This is a genomic window from Pelagicoccus sp. SDUM812003 (assembly GCF_031127815.1).
Classification (GTDB): Bacteria; Verrucomicrobiota; Verrucomicrobiia; order Opitutales; family Opitutaceae; genus Pelagicoccus.
On record NZ_JARXHY010000001.1, the window covers coordinates 448248 to 472113 of the forward strand.

Here is a 23866-nt window from a genome sequence, read left to right on the forward strand (position 1 = left end):
GGTTTGTGGGGTAACGAAACGTGGAGAGGCCGAGTCCCATTGCAAGGGATCACGGGCGATTCCCTGCTCTTACTATGCAACGCGAAACCAGCGGTGATCGAGGACCGCCTGGCAAGCCTTTAGGCGAAGAAGCGGTGGTAGCTTTTCCAGCCGACCCATACGCCGACCAGCGAGAACGATCCGCTTGTGAAAAAGGCGGTCATGAAATCGCCGAAGGTTTCGCCCACGTACCAGCCCAGGTAGCTGAAGAGCGTCATGCCGACGAAGATGCAGAGCTTTTGCATAGCGCATCTATCGACAGAGCGAGGCGTCGACTGAAACGCAACGCCCCGAGCCCGTTTGCCTTAGATGCGCTTTTCTTCGATATCGTAGACGTCGAACCAGACGTAGACGATCTTGTTGGCAGGGATGAACTCGGGGATGTAGCCTTCGAGAAACTCCTGCAGCTCGATCGGCATCTCGCTGGGGCGGAGACCGCGCATCTTGTTGTTCCAGGCGATGATCTCGCGCTTGTCCTCCACTTTGGAGTTTTCCTGTATCCATGCGGCGACCGCATCGTCGTCGGCCCCGGTGGCTACGAACTCCTTGAAGACCTCGCCGTCGATGCCGGTGAAGTCGAAGAAGAAGTTGTCCAGCGGGCAATTGAAGTGGTACTCGTCATTGGTTCCCGCTAGCACGGCGCGGCACTTGTCGAGGGCGCGAGCGGCCACTACGTATCCTCCAAGCGTGGTACGCGGGCTGCGGGGAAAGTCCTTGCTCAGGTCTTTGGCAAGGGCGGCGACTTTGTTTTTCGTTTCGGTAGACATGTAGGATGCAACGAACGTGGCGGCGGACGGATTGATGACTTTTTGTGTCGCGGGTCGCTCCGTGGCGGGCAGCGTGGGAGCTATGTCAATCGTTGTGGATCTTTCGAATCGGGTCGCTTTGGTCACCGGCGCCACGGGTCAACTGGGTCGCGTCATCGCGACCACTCTAGCGCGAGCGGGAGCGGACGTGGCGGTGCACTTTCATGGGAACGAAGCCAAGGCCGCGGAGCTGGTGGGAGCGATCGAGGGCTTGGGGCGTCGAGCGGTAGCGGTCCGAGCGGACGTGGCGGATCTGCAAAGCGTGCGCTCGCTGGGCGAAACGGCGCAGGCGACCCTCGGCGCTCCGGATATCGTGGTGGCGTGCGCGGTTTCACAGGTTTGGCCGTGGTCCACGGTGCTGGAAGAGGACCCGGCGGATTACGAGGACCAGTTTCGCAGCTGCGTGATGCAAAACGTGCACTTGGCAAAAACGTTTCTGCCGGCGATGAAGGAACGCGGCTGGGGGCGCTACGTGGGGATCAACACGGAATGTCTGATGCAGATGGGCGAGACCATGTCGGCCTACGTGTCCGGCAAGCGCGGCATGGATGGACTCTTGCGGGTGCTGGCCCGTGAAGTCGGCCCGGCCGGGGTGACGGTGAATCAGGTGGCGCCGGGCTGGACCATCAGCGAGCAGGATCGTGCCGCGGGCACGGAGGAAAACGAAAGCTATTCCAAAACGGTGCCGTTGCGCCGTCGCGGCACGGACCAGGAAGTGGCCAACGTGGTGGCGTTTCTGGCCTCGGATCTGGCGAGTTTCGTCACTGGCGCCCTGGTGCCGGTGTGCGGTGGAAACGTGATGCCCACGGTCTAGGGACCGGCGAGAGGCGACCGCGGCTAGGGGAGCTTGATTTCGCCGTTTACGATCTTGGCGATGGTCTCGGGATAGAGCCGATGCTCCTGCTCCAGCACCCGCTTGCGCAGGGTCTCGGGGGTGTCGACGGGGAAAACCGGCACTTTCGCTTGGGCCAGGATCGGACCTTCGTCGTAGATCTCGTTGACCAGATGCACGGTGGCGCCGGACTCCTTTTCTCCGTTTTCGATCACCGCTCGATGCACGTTCATGCCGAACATGCCTTGGCCGCCGTATTTCGGCAGCAGGGCCGGATGCACGTTGAGAATGCGGTTCTGGAACGCGCTGAGCACGCGGGGGCCCACGTGTTTCATGTAGCCGGCGAGGATCACCAGGTCGACGCGGGAGATGGAGAGTGCTTGCGTGATGGCGTCGTCGAGCTCCTCGAAAAGCGGGTGGGTCGTGTTGTTGAGCACCTCTGCGGTCAGGCCGGCTTTCGTCGCCCGCTCCAGAGCCGGAGCGCCGGGATTGTTGCAGATCAGGATGGTTGGGGTGGCGGCGATGGCGCCGCTAGCGCAAGCGTCGAGGATCGCTTGCATGTTGCTTCCGCCGTGGGATGCCAGGAATCCGAGTCTCATAGGGGTGCGAGGCTGAAGGGTGAGTGTTGAATGGTAAATAGCGAAATTCGCCACGAGCGTAGGGCTCTGATTGTCCTAGGGTAAGCGATAAGGTGGCGGGATGCGAACGGTTACCGAAGATAAGGGCGGCGCCAGGAAGGGAGCTGGAGAATCGGCGGCCCATCGCGAGCTGAAGCGGCTCGGTCGGGCCTGGCTGAAAGAGCGGGGCTGTCGGGCCACGGCGACCGAGGTGCGCTTGCCGCTGTCGCCCTACCGGGTGGATGTGGCGGGCTATCGGGCGGTCCCGACCATGGGCGTCTGGGGCGATACCTTCGCCTTGGAATGCAAGGCCAGCCGGGCCGACTTCTCCCGAGACGCGGGGCTGGAGGAGGCGGCGCGGGCGGAATCGAGGAAACTAGCGGAGGAGCGGCGGCGACTCACGGCCCTGCTGGCCACGCATTTGCCGGATTGCGCCCAGGGCGTTTCGCTTTTCGGGGAGTTTGACGAATACGATTTTTCCGATTTGCGGCATGATCGGTGGCGTCGCCTGGTCGCTCGCTGCGACCTGCTGGAGCGGCGCTTGCAGGATGGGGTGAAGTTTTCCCGCATCGTTCGCTACGCCTCGGCCAGCTTCTGCTACCTCGTGGTGGAGCCGAACGTGCTGCGCGGCGAGCATGAGATTCCGATCGGCTGGGGCTGCCTCGAGCGGGACGGAGAGCAGCTGCGACTGCTCAGAGAGGCCCGACGTCTGCGTTGTCGCGACGAAGCGAAACTGGTTTACCTGGAGCGCATCGCGGCGCGGGGCGGGCGATAGATTTTGCGGGGAAACGGGCTCGCTCGAGCTTGCTTCTAGGCGAGGAAATGGGCGCCGATGGCGATGGTGCCAACGATGAAGCAATAGATGGCGAAGTAGATGAGCTTGCCGCGGGTCACGATGGAGATCATCCACCTGCAGGCGAGCACTCCGGAGATGAAAGCGGCGATGAAGCCGGCGATGAGTGGGACGGCCCCAACCGTGCTCTCCGCCATGCCGCCATCGAGGATATCCTTGCAGTTGGCCCCGATGATGGGGATCAGCACCATGAGAAAGGAGAAGCGGGCGGCTTTGGCCTTGTCCACTCCTAGCAGCAAGGCGGTGGCGATGGTGGAGCCTGAGCGCGAGATGCCGGGCATGACCGCGATGGCTTGGGAAATGCCGATGATCAGGGCGGACTTGAAGGTCACCGGACCGCCTTCCTTAGGCGTGTAGTAGGTGAACGAGAGCAGGCATCCCGTGAGCAGCAGCATGCTGCCCACCAGCAGCACGTTTCCGTTGAAGAGGCTTTCCACTTCCTCCTTGAAGAAGAGACCGATGAAGATAACCGGAAGGGACGAAAACAGCAGCATCGCGATGTAGCGCTTCGACTCGTTCCAGTCGCTAGAGAAGAGACCGCGGAAAAGGCCGAGAATGTCTCTCCAGAAGATGGCGATGGTGGAGAGCACGGTGGCCCCATGCACCACCACGGTGAAGCTGACGTCTTCGGTGGTTTCGATGCCCAGGATGACCTTGCCCAGCTCGAGGTGCCCGCTGCTGCTGACAGGAAGAAATTCGGTGAGGCCTTGGATGATGCCGAGGATGATGGATTCGAGGAGCGACATGAGGCAGGTGAATCAGTGATCTGTGTTGGATGGAAACGGCTGGCGGGAGCGATGGCTTTTCTAGACCTCGCTCAGCAATTGGCGGACCATTTCTTCGGCCTGGCTGGTGTAGCCGGAGCCGAAGAGGTAGACATGGTTGAGACAATGGTAGAGATTGTAGAGCGTTTTTCTCACTGAGTATCCAGCAGATAATGACAGGGAGTCGTTATAGGCCTCGTAGAACTCGCGTGAGAAACCGCCGAAGAATTCGGTGAAGGCGATGTCCGCTTCGCGATCGCCGTAGTAGCTGCCGGGATCGAAGATGAATGGTTGCCCGTCCGCGTCGAACGCCACGTTGCCCGACCAGAGGTCACCATGAAGCAGCGAGGGATGGGGGCGATGATCCTCGAAGAAATCCTCCAGGCGCTCCAGCAGCGTGTCGGCTCCGCGTGGCGTGAAGCCGCGCGAATGGCAGAGGCGGAGCTGATGCTCTAGCCGGCGCTCGCGAAAGAAGGCGATCCAGTCGTCGCTGCGCTCGTTGGGCTGCGGCGTGGCTCCGATGAGGTTGTCGCGTTCCCAGCCGAAAAACGGCTGCTCTACGGCATGCAGCTCGGCGAGGCCGCGTCCCAGCGATTCCCAGTCTCCGGAGCGTGAGGCTCGGGTGGGGATGTATTCGAGAATCAAATATGCTTGGGTGTCGCTTTGCAGCTCGACGATGACCTTTGGCACGCGCACGCCATCGCATTCACCCAACTGACGCAGGGCGAGAGCTTCCGCTGCGTAGGCGTCCGCGAAGTGAGGCCGGTTCGATTTGAGAAAGTAGGAACGATCCTCGCCTTGCAGGCGAAATGCGTCGTTGATGCAGCCGCCCCCGATGGCCTGTTGGGAGGCGATGGAAAACGGTTTTCCCGTGGCCTCGTAAAGCGCGTTTTCTATCAGAGCCCGATCGTCCACAGAGAAATAGCGTCAGGAGCGCGAGTCTTGCACGGCTTCGAGGATCTGTTGGCAGCCATCTTCCAGCAAGTCGAGCACGTGCTCGAAGCCTTGGGCCCCGCCGTAGTAGGGATCGGGAACTTGCGTATCCGAATATTCGATGCAGAAGTCGCAGAATCGTTTCACTTTGGCGCGGTTTTCGTCGGTCGCCAGCTGCATCAAGTCTGCGTAGTTGTCGTTGTCCATGGCGAGCACCAGATCGAAGCGATCGAGATCCTCCGCGACCACTTGGCGAGCTCTGCCGGTCATGGGCAAACCGCGTTTGCGTCCAGCGGCCGACATGCGAGCGTCCGGGCTGTTGCCGGTGTGGTAGCCGATGGTGCCGGCTGAGTCGCATTCGACCTGATCTTGCAGTCCCGCGTCTTGTAGGAGTTTTCGCATCACGTTTTCCCCTGCGGGAGAACGACAGATGTTTCCCATGCAGACGAAGAGAATGGAGGAAATGGAGGTGGGTTGCGTGCTCATGGATTGGGTGGGACTGTAGAGGCGGGAACGGGTTCGGCAAAATGTTTTTACCGAAATAGTGGTTGCGATGCCTCTCGGGCGCTTCTAGGCTGCTTCCCATGATCGATGCCATAAAGAAAGCTGTGTTAGCAGGAGTCGGCGCTGCCGCGATCACCACCGAAAAGGCGGAGAAGGCGCTTAACGAGCTTGTCGAGAAGGGCAAGCTTTCAGCCAACGACGCGAAGGATGCCGCCAGGAAGATCTCGGACGAGGGAAAGCGCGAGTTTGAGGAGGCGACCAAGTCGCTGGAAGATCGCTTGAACGGCATGCTCAAGAAGCTCGGTCGCGGACAGGAGGAACGTATCAAGGCTCTGGAGACGAAGGTCGCCGATCTGGAAACGAGACTGGCCGCCATCGAAGCTGAAAAGTCGGTACCTGCTTCGGACGAATAGCCTCCGTTCGCATTCGTTTTATCGAGACCGCGCGGGACGCTGATTCGCGTGGCCTTTTGTCTTTTTTGATTTTCCTCCTCCTTCTGACCTCGCCTTAGGCGACCCTATGGCTCTCAAACCTTTCGAGTTTCTTTCCAACGCAGTACGGGCCAAGGAGATCGTGACCGTTCTTGCCCGCAATGGCTTTGCGGACCTCCTGCAAAAACTGGATCTCCCGCCGCGCTTGATGAAAGCCTTCGGCTCTCAGGTGCCGCAAAAGCGCAGCCAGTGGGAGCGCTTGCGCATGGTGATGGAGCAGTTGGGGCCGACCTTCGTGAAGGTGGGGCAGCTGCTCAGCATGCGACCGGACTTGGTGCCGGAGGCCTTGATCGTAGAACTAAAGAAGCTGCAGGAGACAGTGCCGCCTGTATCCTTCGATTCGATACGTCCGATCGTCGAAGAGGAGCTCGGGCAGAGTCTGGACAGCATTTTCACCCACTTCGAGGAGGAGGCGGTAGGGGCCGCTTCCATGGCCCAAGTGCATCGAGCAGTTCTGGTGGCGAATGGACGCCGCGTGGCGGTGAAGGTGCAGCGCCCCAATCTGCAGAAGGTGATCGACGCGGACTTCGACATCCTGAGCTGGTTCGCCAAGCAGGCTCACGATCGGGTGGAGGACCTGCAGCCGCTGAATCTGCCGGATGTGATCGAGGCCTTGCGGGAGAGTTTGGAGCGCGAGCTGGATTTTCGGCGCGAAGCCAAGAGCCTGGCGTTTTTCGAGCTTCGAAACGCCCATCCCAAGGAGATCGCAGCGCCCAAGGTGTTCAGCGAGTATTGCACGCGTCGCGTGCTGGTCATGGAGTGGATCGAGGGACGCAAGCTTTCGGACATCGAGCCGAATAGCGACGAGGCCAAGCGCATCGCCCGCGTCGGGTCTCGCTCCTTGTTCCACCAGATTCTGATGAACGGGTTTTTCCATGCGGATCCGCACGCGGGAAACGTGCGCGTGATGCCGGACGGGCGAGTCTGTTTGCTGGACTGGGGCATGACGGGGCAGTTGACCGAGCGCATGCGATTCGGCCTGGTCGATCTCTTCGTGGCCTTCGTGAAGGGCGACCCAGAGCAGGTCACGCGGCTGGCGATTTCCCTGGAGGACACGGGCGAATCGATCGACCGTCGTCGCATGGAGCGCGATGTGAATCTCGCTATCCGAGAGCATTACAATCCGGATACAGGCGAGGGCGACGTGGGCAGGGCGGTGTTGAAACTCCTCTACGTGTTCGGACAGAACGGGGTCGATCTGGCTCGCGACTATTCGCTGATGGCCAAGGCGATCTTATGCGTGGAGGAAACGGGGACGTATTTGGATGAGACCTACAACATCAAGACCGAGTTCGAACCGGTCTTGACTGAGCTTATTCGCAAGCGACGCAACCCGAAGCGCATGATTCGGGATTTTCGCGATAGCGTGCTTTTTGGGATCGATCAGCTGCAGAACGTGCCGGAGGAAGCGCTGCGAATTCTGAAGAAGATCGAGAAGGACAACCTGAAGATCAATTTGCAGCACAAAGGGCTGGAGGATCTCGACGATGCGATTAGCGACGCCAGCAACAAGATCACGCTCGGCATCATTATCGGCTGTTTGCTGGTCGGCTCGTCGCTGATCGTGACTTCCAATACGCCGCCAATCGTATTCGGTTTTCCGATACTTGGGATCGCGGGTTTCGTGCTCTCGTTTCTCCTGGGACTGTATGTGGCCTTCGACATCTTGCGCGGGCCGCCGCGTCAATAGCCTCTGGTGGCGCCGCGGCTATTCTCCGCGGGATGGGTCCAGCGCGATGCGCTCTCGGGTGTCGTTGAGCTCCGCCGAAAGGTATTCGTAGGTCCATTCGCCGGAGGATTTCGTCGCTTCGACGTAGATGATGGCTCCTCCCTCCGGTCCGGAAACGGGAATGGCGAGGGAAGCGTCGCCGTCGCTGTTTTCCAGATGGATGCTGCCGGTGGCGAAGTAGCTGGCTTCGACGGGGGAGCCGATCTTGGCGGCCAGTTCCGGGGAGGCTTGGGCGCTGGCCAGAGCGGTTTGGTAGGGGTCGGATTGCTTGAGAGTGGAGAAGACCAAGTGGGCGATCAGGGCGATGGTTCCGGCGAAGAGCAGCAGCGAACTCAAGCAGCCGACCGGGAGAAACCAGAGCCAGTTGCGCCGCAGCCAGCTTTTCGGAGGGACGTAGTCGTTGGTGCGGTCCGAGGGCATGAAGAGTGGGAGAACGGTGGGCGTTAGCTGTTTCGGGGATTCTTGGGGCATGGATTTACTTTATTCTTCGACCATGGCGAGAATTTTGCGGGGCTTCGGCTTGGCGGGCGTCGAAGCCTAGACGTTTCGCCATGGCGTGTTTTGGGCTTTTCTTGCGACGGGGGCTGGGCTTTGCTCTTGGGCCATGTCTCAAGCCCCTTTCATCTACGTGTCCGGACCCGACGATTTTCTGGCCAGCCGCCTCGCCAAAGAGATCTGGACGGAAATGAAGCAGGAGGTGACGGACGATTTCTCGGTGGAAATCATCAACGGTCACGCGGGAAAGGTGGACGAAGTGGCGGACGCGGTGAACCGTTTCCGCGAAGCGACGCAGACGCTTGGCCTGTTTGGCGGACGTCGCGTGGTTTGGCTCAAGGACGTGAGCTTTCTGGCGGACAACCAGACGGGTCGGGCGGAGGGGACTCAGACCCTTTGCCAAGACCTGCAGGAGATCCTCGAGGCGATCAATCCGGACGAGGTCGGGGTGCTGATTTCCGCCTCGCCGGTGGACCGTCGCAAGCGTTTCCCCAAGTTCCTGGAAAAGACAGGCGACTTTCGCCCCGCTGGCGGCATGGACTCCAAAGGCGGCGGAGTGGAGACCTTGGTCGCCGCCATGACGCAGGAGTGCCAGTCGATGGGCGTTTCCATCGCCCGCGACGCGGTGGAGGTGCTGATCAGCAAGGTCAATGGCAACTCGCGACTGCTGCTGGAGGAGGTGCGCAAGCTTGGGACCTATCTCGGGCCGGAGGGCGGCGAGATCACCAGCAAGCTGATCGAGGAGCTCACCCCGAACTTTGGCGAAGGGGATTTCTTCGAGTCCACGGAGGCGTTTTTCTCCCGCGACATCGACTGGACGCTGGCTGCGCTGCGTCGGCATTTTTTCGCGGGAAACGACGCGCGCCCGGTGATCGCTTCGCTGCAGAACCGCAATCGGCTGCTGATCCAGCTGCGGTCGCTGATCGACGGCGGGGAAATTCGCTTGGGCGGGCGCGGGTTTAGCAAGCCGGAGTTCGAGAAAGCCGCGGCCAAGTACGCCAGCTACTACGATGGGCTGAGCGGGAAGAGCAACTATAACGTCTTCACCCAGAACCTTTGGTACATGGGCAAACTGGCCGGAACCGGGCGGCTTCCCACTTTGAAGGCCCTGATCGACCATCAGCTCGATTTCATCACCGCCTTCGAGGAAATCGTGGAGCGTCCCAACGAACAGGAAGAGGCCTTGCGGGCCATGGCGATTCGCTGCCTAGCTGCGTAAATGAACGAAATGCAGGGAGTTACGTCTATCTGGGAGAGTTACGTAGGTTTCTGTCTTGCCCGAACTTAACGGCCTTGGCAGTGTCCGAAACCCTGATCGAGAAACGCCCTGCGGCGCTTCGGTCGCCAGTCGCATGAGAGTTTGCCTATTCACAGATAGCTTCCTGCCCTACATCTCCGGGGTCAGCTCGGCAGTGTTCAACCAGGCCAACGAGCTGTCGCGTCGCGGCCATAGCGTGAGCATTTTTCATCCGCGTCCCAGCCGTCACGACAGTTTCGAGACGGTGCCGGGGCTGGACCGAGGGGTGAGCGTGCACGGACTGCCGTTTTCGGTGCCCACCTTCAATATTCCGAAACTGAGGTTTTCGGTGCCGCTGTTCCTGTACACCTACCGTCGGCTGAGACAGGCCCCGCCTGATCTCATCCACGTGCACACCGAGTTCGGCTGCGGACTGGAAGGCATGTTGCTCGGACGCTGGAAAAAAGTGCCCGTCATCGGAACCTTCCACACCTTTTTCGCCGAGCCGACCTACCTGAAGCAGTTTCACATCCCGAACTTCGAGTTCACGCGCAAGGCCATGTGGAAGTACTCCGTGGGGTTCTTCAATCGCTGCTCGCACATCGTGAGCCCGTCGCAGTCGGTGCGGGATCATTTGGTGGCCCGCGGTCTCGAGCGCGAGGCGACGGTGCTGAGCAACGGCATCGAGCGCATCCGCATTCGCCCGGAGCGCGAGATCGCCGGCTTCCGCAAGTCGCTCGGCATCGAGGACTTCGCCTTCATCTACATCGGCCGCGTGTCTCCTGAGAAATCGCTCGACGTGGCCTTGGAGGCCTTCAAGCAGGTTTTGGAAGTCAATCCCAAGGCCAAGTTCGTGCTGGTGGGCAACGGTCCTTCCGATTCGGCGGTGGACGCTCAGATCCGCCAGCTAGGGATCCAGGACGCGGTGGTTCGCACGGGACGCATCGAGCGCGACCGGCTGATGTCGGAAAACTATCCCTTGCTCGGAGACGCTTTCGTGACGGCCAGCAAGACCGAAAACCAGCCAGTGAGCATCCTTGAAGCCATGGTTTTCGGGCTGCCATTGATCGGTCCGCGAGCCAAAGGCATCCCGGAGCTGATCGAGCACGGGCGCAATGGGCTGATTTTCAACCCGGATGACGTCTACAATATGGCCAGCGCCATGGTGCGTCTGATGAAGGACCAGCAGCTCCACCAGCGCATGCGCCAGGCGTCGCTGGACATCGCCGCCACCCATGACATCGAGCATGTGGGGGATCGCCTGGAAGCGATCTACCATCGAGCCATCGCTGAGAGCCGAGCCCGCCTCGCTCCGCCAGTGGTTAGCTAGCGCTGTTCGATTCCAAACGAATCCCGCCATGAGCTGGCGCTTTGGGGCTGGGGAACGAGTTTTTGCGTTTGTGGTCCTAGGGGCGACGCATAGCCTAGCAATTGATGAAAAGCCGATTGATTCCACTCCTACTCGCCAGCCTGTTTCTGTGCTCCTGCCAAAGCGCCTACTACGGCACCATGGAGAAGTTCGGAGTGCATAAGCGGGACATTCTGGTGGATCGCGTGGAGGACGCCCGCGAGGCTCAGGAGGACGCCAAGGAGCAGTTCGAGAGCGCTTTCGAGGAGTTTCTAGCGGTTTCCGAAGTGGAGCTGGGAGAGCTCAAATCGGTTTACGATCGCTTGAACGCGGCCTTCGAGCGAAGCGAGGAGAAGGCGGAGTCGGTTCGCAAGCGGGTCAAAGCAATCGAAGAGGTGGCCGAAGCCTTGTTCGAGGAGTGGGAGGAGGAGCTCGATCTGTTCACCAGTCCCGAGCTGCGTAGGCTGAGCGAGGACCAGCTCGACACCACCCGCGATCTCTCGGTGGACCTGATCTCCGCCATGAATCAAGCGGCCAGCAAGATGGATCCGGTGCTGAACGCCTTTCGCGATCAGGTGTTGTTCTTGAAACATAATCTGAACGCTCAGGCCATCGCCGCCTTGAACAAGACGACCATTGCCTTGCGCGACGAAATTGAAATCCTGATACAACAAATGGAAGCGTCCATCGAAGAAGCCAACGCCTTCGTGGCTCAGATGCGCTCCCAGTGAAGCGGCTTTCCGTGTGGCCGAAAGAAGGTCAGCGCGTCGTTGCAGCTGTCAGGCTTGTCTTGATACGGTAGTAGCAAGGGTTGCCGAGCTGAGGCAGTTCTATCAGCTCCCATCGATGGTCTTCGGTCTCTCGAACGACGCGGGTTCGAAACGATCGTTCGTTCCAGGTCTCTAGATCGTTGGATACGAGGAGCGCCCGCGAAATGCCGGTGGTGTATTTGCTGACTGCGATCTCGATGGCTGGCCGCATGCTTCCGTCGAAGAGAGCCAGACGCGTTCGAGGCAGCAGCGAACGGTCGGGATGAAAGGGGTCGAGTCCATGGACGTAGCACAGCAGCAGCGGGATCTGGAATTCCATTGCGTCGAGTCGGCTGTCGGATGCGAACGCCCGCAAGGTGGAAGGCGTGTTCGACGACCTGGCGATCACGCGGGCAAGCCATTGCTGGTACGTTTCGACCGGAGGCAGAAAGCTCTCCGCGATGTTCGTTGGGCCGGACGATCCAAACTGGTTGAAAGCCACCACGCGGTAGCGGTAGAGCACTCCTTCCTCCACCGTATCGTCGCGATATCGAGTGATGTTTCTTGCTACCGTGGCGAGGAGTGTGAACGGGCCGCCTGTAGTGGAGCGTTCGATACGAAAACCGTCTTCGTTGTCCGAGTTGTCGGTCCAGCTGAGCTCGGTGGCGAGGCAGAGGCTAGGGGCAAGTCCGATGGCTAGCAGGAGAGATAGGATAGCCTGACGCGTCCGGGAACGCGGGATGGAAGTGACTTGAGGAGAAGCCAAGAGACGAAGTAGGAGAGACTGTTTTTAGGAAAGGCAAGGGAACAGGCGATTGGGGTAGTGGCTTACGACTGGAAAGCGACAAAAAAAGCTCCTAGTGGGATCCAGGTGGGGGAGTTCACGTGGAGCCAAGCCTTTGCTATAGGTTTTTGCGCCAATACGAGAAGGCGACTTATGCTACAGCGGAGTGGGATTTTGGATACTGAAGTGGAGTGTATCGGAGGGGTTCCTAGGAGGGTCCAATCTTTCCAAACGCCGCTTCACCAGGTCAGCGAGTAGGATAGGGTGAGCTCCTGGTCGCGATTCGGTATCTGTCCAGGCACTACAGTCAATGGAGGCGTGCGGTAGTCTTTGTCGAAGAGATTGTTCACTCGTAGACGGAGCGTTTGATGATCGCCGATCTGGTACTGGACCTTAGCGTGGGCTAGCCAGTAGTCCGGCAGCGTGGTTCGCGCTTCGGGCCCGCTGGAGAGGGCTTGCCGTTCTCCGTTGTAGACCGTCCCGAAACTAAGGCTCCAGTCGCCGATATTTCGATACAGGAGCAAGGAGCCGGTGGTGGAGGCTTCGCGAAAGAATTCGTCGGGCTTGTCGAGCAGACGGCCCAGGCTGGCTCGGATTCGCCAGTTTTTGGTGGGATGATAGATGAGCTCCGCCTCGAGTCCCTTGCTGGTGACGCTGTCGGAGTTGGTGAAGAGGATGGTGTCGCCCTGCACGACCTGACGGATCGAGTCGCGAAACGAATTCTGGTAGAGCGTTGCCGCGGCGTAGACGGTTTTGGTATGGGCGCCTGCGACGATCTCGAAGGTCTGGACGGATTCCGCTTTCAGGTCGGGGTTCCCCGACACTACATTGTCCGGTCGGAGAAAGCGCTCGGTGAAGTTGGATGCTCGAAAGGCTTCCCCGTAGATCGCTTTGACGAAGGTTTGGGAGGCGAAGTTTCGCACGTACGCGATGCGGGGGCTGAATTTGCTCCCGGAGCGGGAGAAGTCGTCGTAGCGAAAGCCGAGGGTCAGTTCGGAATCGTCGTCGATCAAGCATTGGTATTGGGCGAAAAGGCCAGCCAGCGCTTCGTCGTGGGCGGAGAAGAGCTTGTAGGAGTGCAGGTTTTCGGGCTGGTAGCGGAAGGGAAAGGTGAATCGGTTGTAGTTGGAGTAGGCCTCGTCCTTGACGATGTCGAGGTAGCTCACGTCGAGGCCGAGGGTAAGGATGTCGTCGTTGGCGAAGGCGGTCTCCGAGCGGACGGAGAGGTTGATTTCGCGTTCCTCGGTTTCGCCCAATCCGACGTTTGGCGCGTCGCTGGGAGGAACGCTGATATCCCGGAAGGCGCCCGGGGCGGTGGCTTGGAGTTTCCTGAGATTGTAGAAGTCCCTCAGATTGCCTTGAATGACGATTCGCGTGTCGTGACCCATCTCGAAGGAATGGAGGGCGGACAGCTGGGTGTTGATGCGTTTGGATTTGTTGTGGGCGTTGGACAGGCGGTCGCGGGCGTAGAAGCCCGTGTTTTTGCGCTCGCTATGGAAAAAGGTGATCTGGCTGTTTTCGCTGTCGAGACCGAGCCGTATGTCTGCGAGCCGAAAGGGGTCGCTGGTTTCCACCATCTCGGGGCTGAAGGTGTCCTGAACGAGGTAGTTCTGCCCGTTCTCGTCGATGTGGTAGTTGGCCTGGATCGAGAGGTTGAGGTCGGCGGTCAGCGCGTGAGCCCCTTGGACGTGCGCAGCGTATTGGCCGTGCTCGCCTAGCGATAGGGTGAGGCGGTTCGCGTCCCTGATGGTCTTGATGTTGATGACCCCGGTGAAGGCGTTGGTTCCGTAGATGGAGGAGGTGGGGCCGCGAACGATTTCGATCGAATCGATTCCTTCGATCGAGAACCGTGGCAAAGGCGAGCTGGCAGTGCTGCGGTTGACGACGTTTTGCCCGTCGATGAGCAGGAGGATTTCTCGAGAGTCCGCGCCCAGCTTTCGTCCGCGGCTGGAGTAGGACAAGCTCATCGGCAGGTTTCCTTGGCGATAGCTTTGATAGCCGGGCGCGAAGGCCAGCAGCTCTTCGAGCGTGGAAACGGGGAGCTGGCTGATCTCCTGGCGTGTGAAGAGGGTGGTCGAGGCTGGCGCCGTGTTGAGCGTCTTGTCGGTGAGCGTCGCTCCGGTGATCTTGACCTCAAGCAGTTCCTCCAGGCTGAGGTCGAAGAGGTCCTGGGCCGCCGCCGTAGCCGTCAAAGCCCACAGGAAGCTTGCTGCGAGAGCGCCTTTGAGAAGACGAGATGAGCGGGCGGCGTTTCGACAGGGAGACATGTGAGGACAGGCGGACACTCAAGAATAGCCGGTGTTCGAAATGGCGCAAGCTGACGCAGGCTTATCCCTGATTGGGCCACGCTCATCGTCGCGCCTGGACTCATGTCATTCGATGCGGAAGTAGTCGTAGTTCGCCTGACCGTAGGCTCCGACCTGCGAAGGCTTGAGAGAAACCAGCCCCACTTTTGCTCCGATCCACCGCCCTTCCACGGCTTGGAACGGCGCCCCGATGTCGACAAAGGTTTCGCCGTCTTCGCTGTAGCGAAACTGGCAGAGACCGCCGGGCATCATCTCGACCTGGAGGAACGCCCGGGCCGAGACGAGCGGGGCCGAGGCGTCGCGCGTTTCCGGGTTTTGTCTGCGGGCGTCTTCGCAGGTGGAGTAGACCAGTTGGAAGGCGTCGCCATCTCGCTCCACAGCCAGAAGAGCGTAGTCCATGCCCATCATGACGAGCCCGGAACGTTCTCCGTCCAGCAGTCCGGAGGCGTCGATCTTGGCGGTGGCGGTGAAGGCCGGCGCCGGGAGCTTTTGCAGGAGCAGGTGCGGCGCGTTCCAGAGATTGGCGGGAAGCGCGGGGATCCACTGCGAGCGCAGCGAGAGGGAGCCGGGCTCATCCGATAGGGACCACCAGTGGCGTCGCCAGTTGGCGTGCCATTGCCAAGCGAGGGACAGCTCTTGCTCATCGAACTCGTCGCCCACTTGAGGTTGGGTCGGAGCTGAGGCGGTTGGCGTGGATGGTTTTGCGTGGCGGGCGATGGGCTGTCCGTTTCCGTCGCCATCTGGATCCTCGCCCATGACCGGCCAGTCGTCCACCCAGTGAACCGGTTGGAGATGAACGATGCGTCCGTACGGCTGCACCTCCTGGAAGTGGACGAACCAGCCCTCGCCGTTGTCCAGTTCCACGTAGCCGCCCTGATGGGGACCGTTGATCTCGGTTTCGCCGGTGGAGAGCGCGATGCGGTCCTCGTAGGGACCAAACACGTTTTTGGATCTGAGCACCACCTGCCAACCCGTGGCGACGCCGCCTCCCGGAGCGAAGATGTAGTAGTAGCCGTTTCGCTTGTAGAACTTCGGTCCTTCGAGGGTCGGATGGATGCCGTGGCCGTTGAAGACGATCTTGCGATTTCGAATGACCTCATCGCCTTCGGGAGTCATCTCCTGCACCTGCAGCACGTCCCCTAGGCCGGCTCGAGAATTCGCGAAGGCGTGCACCAGATAGACCCGCCCGTCGTCGTCCCAGAGCGGGCAGGCGTCGATGTTTCCGCGGGCGTCTTTGACCAGAATCGGAGCGCTCCATTCGCCGCGCGGGTCGGTGGCGGAGACGCGGAAGATGCCGCGATCGGGATCTCCCCAGTAGATGTGGAAAACGCCCTCGTGGTAGCGAAACGACGGGGCCCAGACGCCATTTCCGTGCTGAGGAACGTCGAAGTAGGCGTCGGGGAAGCGCGGGATGGCGTAGTTGACCAGCTCCCAGTTCACCAGGTCCTTGGAATGGAGGATCGGCAAGCCCGGCACGCAGTTGAAGGAGGAGGCCGTCATGTAGAAGTCCTCGCCGACCTTGACCACGTCCGGATCGGAATAGTCGGCGTAGATGACGGGGTTCCGGTAGGTGCCGTCTCCCAGATCAGGCTGCCAGGGCGCGGCCGTGGCGAGGCCGACCAGCAGGGCCGCGGCGAAAAGGGGGCAGGCGAGGAAGCAAGAGCGGGGTCGAGGCGTCATGGACGAAATGAGAAACGCTAACACGTGTAAGGTAAAGCCTAAAGGAAAGCCTCGCCCGCAGGGGACGAGGCTTCGTGAAAGCGTTGGGATGGTTTGGCTACTGGCGCAGCTTGGCGTTGACGATGACCTCCTTGAAGGCCGGTGCCAACGTTTTCATGACCGGGCAGGTGTGAGCGGTTTCCTCCACCGCCTCGGAGAACGCCTTTTCGTCGCTGGCAGGCACGATGCCCTCCGCGTCGATGGTCAGTTTGGACATGGAAATGCCGTCGTCGATCTCCGTGTCGAGCGAGGCGGTGACCACGAGCTGGCTGGGCACGGTTTCGGCTTCGGTCAACTGCTTGCTCAAGGCCATGCTGAAACAGGAGGCGGCGGCGGCGGCGAGCAGTTCCTCCGGGTTGGTTTGGCCGGGACCCTCTTCTCCCATACGGTTCTTCAGTGAAAACCGGGACTTTTGCAGGGTTCCGCTTTCGGTTGAGAGCTCGCCGTAGCCGTTCTTGAAGTCGCCCTTCCAGGAGGCGTCCGATTTGCGTGTTACGATGGTGGTTGTGCTCATGTTTTGTTTCGGTTGGAGTTCGGTGTTTGCCAGGAAAGGCCCGCCGTCCGCATCCGCCTCGTTCGAGAATATTGCGCGATGCATGGTGCCTCACTGCGCGGCGCAGTGAAGATCGACGAGATCCCTTGTTGTGGGGTGAGGTGCAGGATACGCGCCGCCGAGGGCGTGCGGAGCTCGCCTACCGACTACTTGGCACGGGCGAGCCAGTCCTTGTCGGCTAGTCGGAGGAGTCGCTCGCCTGCGGCGCGCAGCGTTTCCTCCTTCTTCGCGAAATGGAAGCGGATGAAGCGGCGCTCGGGCTCTCGGAAGAAACTGGAGCCCGGCACGCCGGCCACCCCGATCTTCCTGACCAACCACTCCGCGGCTTCGGTATCGGTTGCGAAGCCAAGCGAAGAGATGTCGAGCATGACGTAGTACGCGCCTTGAGGTTCGGTGAACGGTAGGCCGGTACGGCGTAGGTAGTCTATGAATACATCGCGCTTGCGCGTGTAGAGGGCCTGGAGCTCGGCATAGTAGGACTCGGGAAGCTCGAGTCCGGCCACGGCGGCTTCCTGCAGCGGGGCGGCGGCGCCCACAGTGAGAAAGTCGTGCACCTTTCGGGCTTGGGCGATGACTTCGGCGGAAGCGAGCACGTAGCCAAGTCGCCAGCCGGTGATGGAGTAGGTCTTGGAGAGCGAGTTGCAGGTGATCACCCGTCGAAACGCTCCTGGAAGGGCCGCCGCATAGGTGTGCGTATGCGGGGCGTAGACGATGTGCTCGTATGGTTCGTCGGTGATGACCCAGGCGTCGGCCTGTTCCGCAAGGGCGAGGATTTCCGCGAGTTCCTCGCGGGTGAAGACTTTTCCAGTCGGGTTGGAAGGGTTGCACACGATGATGGCCTTGGGCTTTAGCTCGAAGGCTTTGCGCAGCTCCTCCCTGTCGTATCCAAAATCTGGAGCGTGCAGCGGCACGTAGATGGGCTCCGCTCCGGAAAGAATGGCATCCGCTGCGTAGTTTTCGTAAAACGGCGAGAAGACGATGACCTTGTCGCCCGGATTGCAGGCGGTCATCATGGCGACCATCATGGCTTCGGTGCTTCCGCAGGTGACGACGAGGTGCTGGTCGGGATCGACGGCAAGCCCGGTGTCGCGAGAGATCTTCTTCGCCAGGGCTTGACGGAAGCGGGGAGCTCCCCAGGTGACCGCGTATTGGTGGTGCGGGCCGCGGGTCGCCGTTTCCAAGGCCGCGAGCAGTTCCTCGGGCGGATCGAAATCGGGAAACCCTTGGGCTAGGTTGATGGCGTCGTGCCGATTGGCTAGGCGGGTCATGCCGCGGATCACGGATTCGGTGAACTGGGCGAGGCGGTTGGCGGGAGATGGCATAGGTGTGAAAGAGCAGCAGTTCTCTCTTGCCCTGTTAAGCCAATTATTCCTCTCAGCTGCCGTATGGGCAGGCCGATCGACCGTTCGCCGAAAAACGGCTGAGAAAGAGCGCGCCTTGGGCGAGTCTCGGTCCCCAACGCAACGAAACACCTAGGACTACAGCTATGAAAACGAAGAAACTCACCCCGTTGACCATGAGCATCGCTCTGAGCGCGAACCTTAGCCTCATGGCGATTTTCCACGCCCTCGGCTTCTGTATCGACTTCGCCGTGGCTTGTACGGTGATTTGGGTGGCGGCCATGGCTGGCAGCTACCTGCTGGAGAAATTCAGGGAACGCCGGGCAGACCACGCCTGATAGAGCAGTCTGCCCGGCTCCATTGCGTATTCGGTTTCTTGGGTCACGCAAGGGAAGCAGCCAGGGATGAGGCGACTGTGGAAAGGATGCAGGCGCCCGTTCGCAAGTGGTTCCATGGAACCCAGCGGCGCAGATAGCGCTGCCAGGTCGACGCGAGAGCGGAGCGGTCCGAACCAGCCGCTGCGAGCTCGTCGTTCAGCGGTACGTTGCAGGCCGCGGTGATGCCGAACACGCCGAAGATGTAGAGAGCGGCAGCGACCATGCGAACGAACGGAGCGGGCGAGGAAGCTTCTCCGATGATCGATAATCCAACGCTTAGGAGATGAAGGCCTACCGGACAGACGAAGACGAAGAGGAATGTCGGGTTGAGGATCTTCTCGTTTATGCGCTGCATCGTTAGGGCTCCTTGATGCCCGGAGAGCGAGCGAAGACTGCCCATGACGGTGTTCGAGAAGATGAATAGGATGCCGGCGCAGATGCCGGTCAAGCATACGGTCAGAGCGAGCGTAATCGTTTCGAAGGTCTGCATTTCGCGAATGGGGTTCAGGTTGCGATGTCGATAGGACTCCAGACGCCTGTGGCAGCGGCTTCTTTGGCGAAGTCTCTAAATGACTTCGGAGGGCGCCCGAGGGCTTGCTGCACGCCGTCGGACAGGTGAGCGTTTCGGCCGTCTAGAATATGAGCGAATAGATAGTCGAGCAGTTGTATCAAAGGTTCCGGTACGCCGGATTTCGAGAGGGATTCGAGAAATGATTCGTGGGAAACGTTTTTGAACTTGATTTTGTATCCGGTTTCTTCTGACAGAATCTTCGCTAGATCGGCGAAGGTGAGGAGCTCCGGTCCGGTGAGCTCGTAGAGGCGGTTGCTGTGAGCGCTTTCGGTGAGGGCGGCGACGGCGGCCTCCGCGATGTCGTCGGCGTCCACAAACGGCTCTTTCAAGTCGCCCACCGGCAAGGCGAGCGTGCCCAAGCGGACGTAGTCGAGCAGAAAGCTTTCATTGAAGTTCTGATTGAACCAGCTGCAGCGAAGCACGGTCCAGTCCATGCCGGCGCCCATGACGATTTGCTCGCAGGCCTGGGCTTCGGGCTCGCCGCGTCCGGAGAGCAGCACGATCTTCTTCACGTTCTGGTGGCGAGCGATCTGGCATAGGCGCTCGATGGCTGGCTTGGCTTGCGGAACCGCGAGGTCGGGACTGTAGGCGACGTAGATTCGTTCGCAGCCCTGCATGGCGTTTTCCCAGGTCTCCGGGCGATCCCAGTCGAAGGGGATTGCTGCGGAGCGCGAGCCGATCCGCACGGGAATTCCACGCGCTTTGAGGCCTTCTACAATGCGGCGGCCGGTTTTTCCCGATCCGCCAATGACGAGTGTTGGTGATACGTTCATTGTTTCGATTTTCTTTGATGGTTTCGTTTTCGAGAGGAAGCTCTCGGGTTTCGGCTACAGAATAGCTGAACGAGGCGGAGCGCTCTATGGCGCTTTTGCCTCGTTTTATGCCCGTTCGTCCACCAAGCTCGATTTCGTGCCATGACTGAGGTCGCAACCAGCCGCATTCCGCCCCTCGCGTTCGATCCTATCGGCGAGGCGCTGCATGCCTTGCGCATGTCGGGAGCCTTCTACTGCCGCTCCGACTTATCCGCTCCGTGGGGCGTGGAGCTGCCCGCGATGCCGGAGCACTTGATGTTTCACGTTCTGACCAAGGGCAACTGCTCTCTCGAGGTGGACGGAGAGATGGTGCGATTGGCTGAGGGAGACGTCGTTCTGGTGCCGCATGGGACAGGACACACCTTGCGGGGCGAGCCAGAGGACCAAGCGGTTCCGCTGTTCGAAACCGAGCGTCAGCTGATCACCGATCGATACGAATGGCTCAGCTTGGGCGGTGGAGGCGAAGCGACGCGTATGATCTGCGGCGCGGTGCAACTGGGACATCCCGTGGCGAAGCGAATCGTGGATGTATTGCCAAACTGCATACGATGGAAGGCGGCGATGGAGCAGGGCGGTCCGATCTGCAGTTCGATTTCGCTGCTGATCGCGGAAATGGATGCTTGGGGGGTTGGCGGAGAAACCTTGGTCACCCGATTGTCCGACATCTTGGTGATTCAGATTCTGCGTCACTGGCTGGAGACGGAGGGTGCGAGCAGCGCGGGCTGGCTTGCGGCCCTGAAGGATGGCCAGGTCGGCAAGGCCTTGCAAGCGATCCACCGGCGCCCCAACGCTATGTGGAGCTTAGGCGAGCTGGCGAGCGAAGCAGGCATGTCGCGCTCCGCGTTTGCAGCGCGTTTTCAGGAGCTGATCGGCGAACCTCCCATGCGCTACTTGAGGGATTGGCGCATGCAAATGGCGTTGGAGCGATTGAGCACGGGCAAGGAGACCATCGCCCAGTTGGCGGAGGATTTTGGATACGAAAGCGAAGCTGCGTTCAGTCGCGCCTTTAAGCGCGTGATCGGCTCGGCTCCAGGGGCGTTTCGCAAGCGCTCTGTCCGGTCTTAGCTGCGGGTGATGCGAAGACCGGTTTGAGAGATCGACAGGTCGACGAAGCGGGCTCCAGCGTTTGGACGATCGTTTTCCAGCCGCTGGCGTATGAGGGCTGCGGCGTGCGGGTCCTTGGCCATGATAAGTAGGTAGCCGCCGCCGCCCGCGCCGAGTAGTTTCATGCCGGCGACCCAGTCGGAGATGGACTCCAGCACGGACTGAATCGCCGAGGGATTCGTTCCAGCGTCGAGGGCCTGGTTGAGTATCCATGATTGCCGCACGCAATCGGCCAGCTGCTGGTAGGAACCTCTTTGAGCGACCCGAGCGGTATGGACGGCATGTTGGCTGATTGTATCCAAAATGCCGAGCACGTCGCTCTTGTTGAGAAACATGCCGCGTACGATGTCGGCGAGGATGTTGCGGGCCACCCGGGTCACGCCGGTGTAGTAGAGCAAGCAGCAACCGGCGTTTTGCGGATCGCTGAGGGTATGCTCTGGAAGCCAGCGGACTTCTGGAGTCTGCTCGAGTCCGGGCCTGGTCTGGAGCAGCTTCAGCCCCCGGTGGATGCCGCCAAACTGGTCTTGCCAGCCACCTCCCGAAGTCAGCATCTGTTCCAGGGCGAGCGCTCTGCGACCGATGTCGGTGAGGGACCAGCCCAGGCCGCAGAGGTCGGAAAGCACGCCCAGCAAGGTGGCGGCGAGAATGCTGCTGGTGCCGAGTCCGGAGCCTTTGGGCACGGCGCAGAGCAACGAGATTTCGATGCCGCCTCCGAAGGCGTTCAACTGTTCTTCAAGCGAAACGAATTGCGGCTTGGAGAGAAAGTCCGGGTGGAATCCTGCCAGAGCGAGGGCGGCCCGCGGAATGGCGAACCCCGACTCCAATTGCGCGTAGGCGGCGATATCCTGATAGGTGTTCAGGGCAATGGATACGCCGAGGTCGATGGAATGGATTACGATATGCGGACTTTGGCAAACGCGAGCGAAGACCTGAATAGGAGGCTGGCCGTTGAGATCGACCGCCACATTGACCACGTTTCCGCCGGAGAGGAAGCAGTAGGGCGGAGTGTCGCTCCAGCCGCCTGCGAGGTCGAGGCGAGCTGGGGAGCGTCCCCAGATGACTTGGTCCACCATGGAGGTGTTGCGCGGCGTCTGGGCGTTTCCGTGAAACGGGCTTATGATGGCTTGGCTGAGGGCTTCGAAGGCGGCCGTTTCGTAGGCTTGAACGTTCTCTTTTCTCAGTCGAGAAACGGTGGCTCGAAACATCTGGTCGTGCACGAAGGGCAGCAAGGAGCGCTCTGGATCCGGCGTCTCCGTGGGCAGCTCGTGCGGGCTGGACGCGAACCGCTCCGCGGCATGGGCTAGATCGATCTGGTGGAAGACGCTGCGCTGGGCATGCTTGGCCAGAAGCGGCAAGGAATCGATCAGCAACGATTCGCGTTGCTGGAAGGAGCGCTTGAGATTGGCCTTCGCTCCGATCTCCTCCGCGGAAAGTCGTGGGGCGGCGAGGTAGCTCTGGCGCAGGGAGGGGTCGTCTTGTGGCGATCGTGAGATCAGCCAAGTGAGCAGGTCCGATGAGATCTCTTGGCGCTTCAGGCTAGGGAACAGGGCGGCGGACTGCAGGTCGGTTTCGGGAGCGATGCCGAGGTCCCGGAGGGAGAGGCCGCGGCGCCCAAGCCAGTCAGCGAATGGCTCTTCGCAGAATTGTGTCGCTCGATCGTCCACCCGCCCTTTGAAGACGTCGCTGTATCCATAGAAGCGGACAACGAAGGCGTCCGAGTCGCCTATCGCCGCGAAGTCCAGGCATGCCCCCCGCGGCAGCTCCAACTGCCACTGGTTTTCCGGAATGCCGGTGAGGATGTGGTTCGCGTTCAGTCTCCAGCCGGAGCCGATGAATGCGTTTTCGATCCACACGCAGCGGTTTTCGGAGCTCAGGGAAACATCTGTATTCGCATTTTGGATAAAGATCGAGGGATGCGGCTTTACGAGAGGCGATCGAATGCGTCGCTGGTCGTTGACCCTGTTCTGCAGGGCGAGCGACGAGGCGATGATATCGTCGTTGGTGCCGAAGTGGTAGAACTCGCCGTTCGGCAAGTCGACCAGTCCGCAGCTCAGGGAGCTGATTTCCTCGTCTCGGGTGGTCGGATTGCTTCCGAGGTTGAGAGCGAAGTCTCCGTAGAGGTCGTATCCATCGCATTGTGACGGCGCGCAGGGCTGCCCGTTTTTCCAGTAGCCCGAGCGCTTCATCAGCAGCTCGATAGCTCGGTCGCTGAAGAGCCAGATTCCGATGTCGAGTAGGAACAGGCTGCCCTCGGTCCGGGCTTGGATCTCCTGCACGCTAGGCTTTTGCAGGATGTAGTCGAGCTGGTCGGGGGTCTCGCGCTTGGAGAAGAAGACGCCGTGCTTCGAGGCGCGTTCGGGCGTGTTCCAAAGGCCCACGCACAAGACGTCCACTTCTGGCAGCGGGCCGATTTCGTCTTCGTTCCAGATCAGCACGTCTCCGCTAGCGATGAGCCAGCGCAGTTTGCTCGGGGCCCGATCGAGCAGCTTTTCCAGAAGGGGCAGTTGCAGGTCGAGCAGGGTTTGATCGAGCCGCTGTCCTTTCATCCAGCGGAAGATGGGAACCGGGATGAGGGCCTTGCCCGCCGCCGCGTAGGCAGGCAGGCGCCGGCTTTGGCCTCCGGCGTGGAGGAGAACGCGCTTTTCCTCCGCGGCCCAATCGGCGAAGGGCTTGCCGTTTCCCTCGGCCTGCCAGGCCGCGTGGATGAGGTGGGCGGAACCCGCTCCCGAGCCAAGCTTTTTGCCGACCGGATCGTGGCAGGCGAAAAAGCGATGGGCCTGCTTTTTCGCTAAATCAAGAAAGGACGAAGAGGCGGCTGGCGGGACTGAAAGGAGAACTTGGGTCACGGCGGAAAGGCAAATGGCAGCGAGCGCCCCTGTAAATCTCAATTTGCCGCGGCGGAG

24 protein-coding genes are annotated in these 23866 nt (G+C 60.5%); 9 read left to right on the forward strand and 15 right to left on the reverse strand.

Features of this window, described 5'->3' with window-relative positions; all coding sequences use genetic code 11:
* Positions 1-119: 119 nt before the first annotated feature.
* Together QEH54_RS01775 and QEH54_RS01780 are read right to left on the reverse strand one after the other, a co-directional pair.
* Positions 120-284 (reverse strand): hypothetical protein, encoded by a 165-nt coding sequence (locus tag QEH54_RS01775; RefSeq protein WP_309016895.1) that lies wholly within the window; start codon positions 282-284, stop codon positions 120-122.
* A gap of 60 nt (positions 285-344) precedes the next feature.
* Entirely contained in the window at positions 345-806 is a 462-nt protein-coding gene (locus QEH54_RS01780) for a DUF5069 domain-containing protein (RefSeq protein ID WP_309016896.1), read from the reverse strand.
* A gap of 82 nt (positions 807-888) precedes the next feature.
* Between QEH54_RS01780 and QEH54_RS01785 the strand changes: the two genes are divergently transcribed.
* Positions 889-1659, forward strand: a complete 771-nt coding sequence (locus QEH54_RS01785) for an SDR family oxidoreductase (protein ID WP_309016897.1) — start codon at positions 889-891, stop codon at positions 1657-1659.
* Between the two features lie 23 nt (positions 1660-1682).
* On the opposite strand, the gene purN is transcribed toward QEH54_RS01785, so the two are convergent.
* On the reverse strand, positions 1683-2276 hold the full coding sequence (gene purN / locus QEH54_RS01790; RefSeq protein WP_309016898.1) for a phosphoribosylglycinamide formyltransferase: 594 nt from the start codon (positions 2274-2276) through the stop codon (positions 1683-1685).
* Positions 2277-2376: 100 nt separating this feature from the next.
* Here purN and QEH54_RS01795 point away from each other — a divergent pair, with 100 nt between their 5' ends.
* Complete coding sequence (locus QEH54_RS01795) at positions 2377-3069, forward strand: hypothetical protein (protein WP_309016899.1); 693 nt, start codon at positions 2377-2379, stop codon at positions 3067-3069.
* A 35-nt stretch (positions 3070-3104) separates the two neighbouring features.
* Here the strand turns inward: QEH54_RS01795 and QEH54_RS01800 are convergent, their stop codons facing one another.
* From QEH54_RS01800 to QEH54_RS01810, 3 genes are read right to left on the reverse strand one after another with little or no spacing between them, the layout of a single operon-like run.
* On the reverse strand, positions 3105-3893 hold the full coding sequence (locus QEH54_RS01800; protein ID WP_309016900.1) for an undecaprenyl-diphosphate phosphatase: 789 nt from the start codon (positions 3891-3893) through the stop codon (positions 3105-3107).
* 60 nt (positions 3894-3953) lie between these two features.
* Positions 3954-4826 (reverse strand): fructosamine kinase family protein, encoded by an 873-nt coding sequence (locus QEH54_RS01805; RefSeq protein ID WP_309016901.1) that lies wholly within the window; start codon positions 4824-4826, stop codon positions 3954-3956.
* A 12-nt stretch (positions 4827-4838) separates the two neighbouring features.
* On the reverse strand, positions 4839-5330 hold the full coding sequence (locus QEH54_RS01810) for a low molecular weight protein-tyrosine-phosphatase (RefSeq protein ID WP_309016902.1): 492 nt from the start codon (positions 5328-5330) through the stop codon (positions 4839-4841).
* Positions 5331-5428: 98 nt separating this feature from the next.
* Between QEH54_RS01810 and QEH54_RS01815 the strand changes: the two genes are divergently transcribed.
* Together QEH54_RS01815 and QEH54_RS01820 are read left to right on the forward strand one after the other, a co-directional pair.
* Positions 5429-5761, forward strand: coding sequence for a hypothetical protein (locus tag QEH54_RS01815; RefSeq protein ID WP_309016903.1), 333 nt, complete (start codon positions 5429-5431; stop codon positions 5759-5761).
* Between the two features lie 106 nt (positions 5762-5867).
* Complete coding sequence (locus QEH54_RS01820) at positions 5868-7529, forward strand: AarF/UbiB family protein (RefSeq protein ID WP_309016904.1); 1662 nt, start codon at positions 5868-5870, stop codon at positions 7527-7529.
* Between the two features lie 18 nt (positions 7530-7547).
* Here QEH54_RS01820 and QEH54_RS01825 read toward each other — a convergent pair whose 3' ends face one another.
* A complete protein-coding gene (locus QEH54_RS01825; RefSeq protein WP_309016905.1) occupies positions 7548-8039 on the reverse strand; it encodes a cytochrome c oxidase assembly factor Coa1 family protein in 492 nt (163 codons plus the stop codon).
* A 133-nt stretch (positions 8040-8172) separates the two neighbouring features.
* On the opposite strand from QEH54_RS01825, the gene holA reads away from it, so the two are divergent.
* From holA to QEH54_RS01840, 3 genes are all read left to right on the forward strand, one after another.
* Complete coding sequence (gene holA / locus QEH54_RS01830) at positions 8173-9282, forward strand: DNA polymerase III subunit delta (RefSeq protein WP_309016906.1); 1110 nt, start codon at positions 8173-8175, stop codon at positions 9280-9282.
* A gap of 133 nt (positions 9283-9415) precedes the next feature.
* Positions 9416-10630, forward strand: a complete 1215-nt coding sequence (locus QEH54_RS01835; RefSeq protein ID WP_309016907.1) for a glycosyltransferase — start codon at positions 9416-9418, stop codon at positions 10628-10630.
* Positions 10631-10734: 104 nt separating this feature from the next.
* Positions 10735-11379 (forward strand): DUF2959 family protein, encoded by a 645-nt coding sequence (locus tag QEH54_RS01840; RefSeq protein ID WP_309016908.1) that lies wholly within the window; start codon positions 10735-10737, stop codon positions 11377-11379.
* Positions 11380-11407: 28 nt separating this feature from the next.
* Here the strand turns inward: QEH54_RS01840 and QEH54_RS01845 are convergent, their stop codons facing one another.
* The 5 genes from QEH54_RS01845 to QEH54_RS01865 form a co-directional block, all read right to left on the reverse strand.
* Positions 11408-12163 carry a fibronectin type III domain-containing protein gene (locus QEH54_RS01845; protein ID WP_309016909.1) on the reverse strand — a complete coding sequence of 252 codons (756 nt, stop codon included), beginning with the start codon at positions 12161-12163 and terminating at the stop codon, positions 11408-11410.
* Between the two features lie 257 nt (positions 12164-12420).
* Positions 12421-14448: a TonB-dependent receptor gene (locus tag QEH54_RS01850; protein ID WP_309016910.1), complete on the reverse strand. Its 2028-nt coding sequence runs from the start codon at positions 14446-14448 to the stop codon at positions 12421-12423.
* Between the two features lie 105 nt (positions 14449-14553).
* Positions 14554-16167: a glycoside hydrolase 43 family protein gene (locus tag QEH54_RS01855; protein ID WP_309016911.1), complete on the reverse strand. Its 1614-nt coding sequence runs from the start codon at positions 16165-16167 to the stop codon at positions 14554-14556.
* Positions 16168-16264: 97 nt separating this feature from the next.
* Positions 16265-16720 (reverse strand): OsmC family peroxiredoxin, encoded by a 456-nt coding sequence (locus QEH54_RS01860; protein WP_309016912.1) that lies wholly within the window; start codon positions 16718-16720, stop codon positions 16265-16267.
* Between the two features lie 185 nt (positions 16721-16905).
* Positions 16906-18081 (reverse strand): aminotransferase class I/II-fold pyridoxal phosphate-dependent enzyme, encoded by a 1176-nt coding sequence (locus tag QEH54_RS01865; protein ID WP_309016913.1) that lies wholly within the window; start codon positions 18079-18081, stop codon positions 16906-16908.
* A 164-nt stretch (positions 18082-18245) separates the two neighbouring features.
* Between QEH54_RS01865 and QEH54_RS01870 the strand changes: the two genes are divergently transcribed.
* On the forward strand, positions 18246-18437 hold the full coding sequence (locus tag QEH54_RS01870) for a hypothetical protein (protein ID WP_309016914.1): 192 nt from the start codon (positions 18246-18248) through the stop codon (positions 18435-18437).
* A gap of 43 nt (positions 18438-18480) precedes the next feature.
* Here the strand turns inward: QEH54_RS01870 and QEH54_RS01875 are convergent, their stop codons facing one another.
* On the reverse strand, positions 18481-18966 hold the full coding sequence (locus tag QEH54_RS01875; RefSeq protein WP_309016915.1) for an anthrone oxygenase family protein: 486 nt from the start codon (positions 18964-18966) through the stop codon (positions 18481-18483).
* Between the two features lie 14 nt (positions 18967-18980).
* Positions 18981-19820, reverse strand: coding sequence for an NAD(P)H-binding protein (locus tag QEH54_RS01880; RefSeq protein ID WP_309016916.1), 840 nt, complete (start codon positions 19818-19820; stop codon positions 18981-18983).
* Between the two features lie 141 nt (positions 19821-19961).
* On the opposite strand from QEH54_RS01880, the gene QEH54_RS01885 reads away from it, so the two are divergent.
* Complete coding sequence (locus tag QEH54_RS01885) at positions 19962-20924, forward strand: AraC family transcriptional regulator (protein ID WP_309016917.1); 963 nt, start codon at positions 19962-19964, stop codon at positions 20922-20924.
* Here the strand turns inward: QEH54_RS01885 and QEH54_RS01890 are convergent.
* Positions 20921-23809: a bifunctional fucokinase/fucose-1-phosphate guanylyltransferase gene (locus QEH54_RS01890; protein WP_309016918.1), complete on the reverse strand. Its 2889-nt coding sequence runs from the start codon at positions 23807-23809 to the stop codon at positions 20921-20923. The two genes, QEH54_RS01885 and QEH54_RS01890, sit on opposite strands and share 4 nt — an antisense overlap.
* Positions 23810-23866: the final 57 nt, after the last annotated feature.

Bases quoted from the DNA above. Each gene is read 5' to 3' on its own strand.
- QEH54_RS01820 (WP_309016904.1), top strand. From the start codon at position 5,868: ATGGCTCTCAAACCTTTCGAGTTTCTTTCCAACGCAGTACGGGCCAAG.
- QEH54_RS01775 (WP_309016895.1), bottom strand. From the start codon at position 284: ATGCAAAAGCTCTGCATCTTCGTCGGCATGACGCTCTTCAGCTACCTG.
- QEH54_RS01885 (WP_309016917.1), top strand. From the start codon at position 19,962: ATGACTGAGGTCGCAACCAGCCGCATTCCGCCCCTCGCGTTCGATCCT.
- QEH54_RS01795 (WP_309016899.1), top strand. From the start codon at position 2,377: ATGCGAACGGTTACCGAAGATAAGGGCGGCGCCAGGAAGGGAGCTGGA.
- purN (WP_309016898.1), bottom strand. From the start codon at position 2,276: ATGAGACTCGGATTCCTGGCATCCCACGGCGGAAGCAACATGCAAGCG.
- QEH54_RS01860 (WP_309016912.1), bottom strand. From the start codon at position 16,720: ATGAGCACAACCACCATCGTAACACGCAAATCGGACGCCTCCTGGAAG.
- QEH54_RS01825 (WP_309016905.1), bottom strand. From the start codon at position 8,039: ATGCCCCAAGAATCCCCGAAACAGCTAACGCCCACCGTTCTCCCACTC.
- QEH54_RS01855 (WP_309016911.1), bottom strand. From the start codon at position 16,167: ATGACGCCTCGACCCCGCTCTTGCTTCCTCGCCTGCCCCCTTTTCGCC.
- QEH54_RS01780 (WP_309016896.1), bottom strand. From the start codon at position 806: ATGTCTACCGAAACGAAAAACAAAGTCGCCGCCCTTGCCAAAGACCTG.
- QEH54_RS01835 (WP_309016907.1), top strand. From the start codon at position 9,416: ATGAGAGTTTGCCTATTCACAGATAGCTTCCTGCCCTACATCTCCGGG.
- QEH54_RS01850 (WP_309016910.1), bottom strand. From the start codon at position 14,448: ATGTCTCCCTGTCGAAACGCCGCCCGCTCATCTCGTCTTCTCAAAGGC.
- holA (WP_309016906.1), top strand. From the start codon at position 8,173: ATGTCTCAAGCCCCTTTCATCTACGTGTCCGGACCCGACGATTTTCTG.
- QEH54_RS01840 (WP_309016908.1), top strand. From the start codon at position 10,735: ATGAAAAGCCGATTGATTCCACTCCTACTCGCCAGCCTGTTTCTGTGC.
- QEH54_RS01875 (WP_309016915.1), bottom strand. From the start codon at position 18,966: ATGCAGACCTTCGAAACGATTACGCTCGCTCTGACCGTATGCTTGACC.
- QEH54_RS01810 (WP_309016902.1), bottom strand. From the start codon at position 5,330: ATGAGCACGCAACCCACCTCCATTTCCTCCATTCTCTTCGTCTGCATG.
- QEH54_RS01800 (WP_309016900.1), bottom strand. From the start codon at position 3,893: ATGTCGCTCCTCGAATCCATCATCCTCGGCATCATCCAAGGCCTCACC.
- QEH54_RS01865 (WP_309016913.1), bottom strand. From the start codon at position 18,081: ATGCCATCTCCCGCCAACCGCCTCGCCCAGTTCACCGAATCCGTGATC.
- QEH54_RS01815 (WP_309016903.1), top strand. From the start codon at position 5,429: ATGATCGATGCCATAAAGAAAGCTGTGTTAGCAGGAGTCGGCGCTGCC.
- QEH54_RS01785 (WP_309016897.1), top strand. From the start codon at position 889: ATGTCAATCGTTGTGGATCTTTCGAATCGGGTCGCTTTGGTCACCGGC.
- QEH54_RS01880 (WP_309016916.1), bottom strand. From the start codon at position 19,820: ATGAACGTATCACCAACACTCGTCATTGGCGGATCGGGAAAAACCGGC.
- QEH54_RS01870 (WP_309016914.1), top strand. From the start codon at position 18,246: ATGAAAACGAAGAAACTCACCCCGTTGACCATGAGCATCGCTCTGAGC.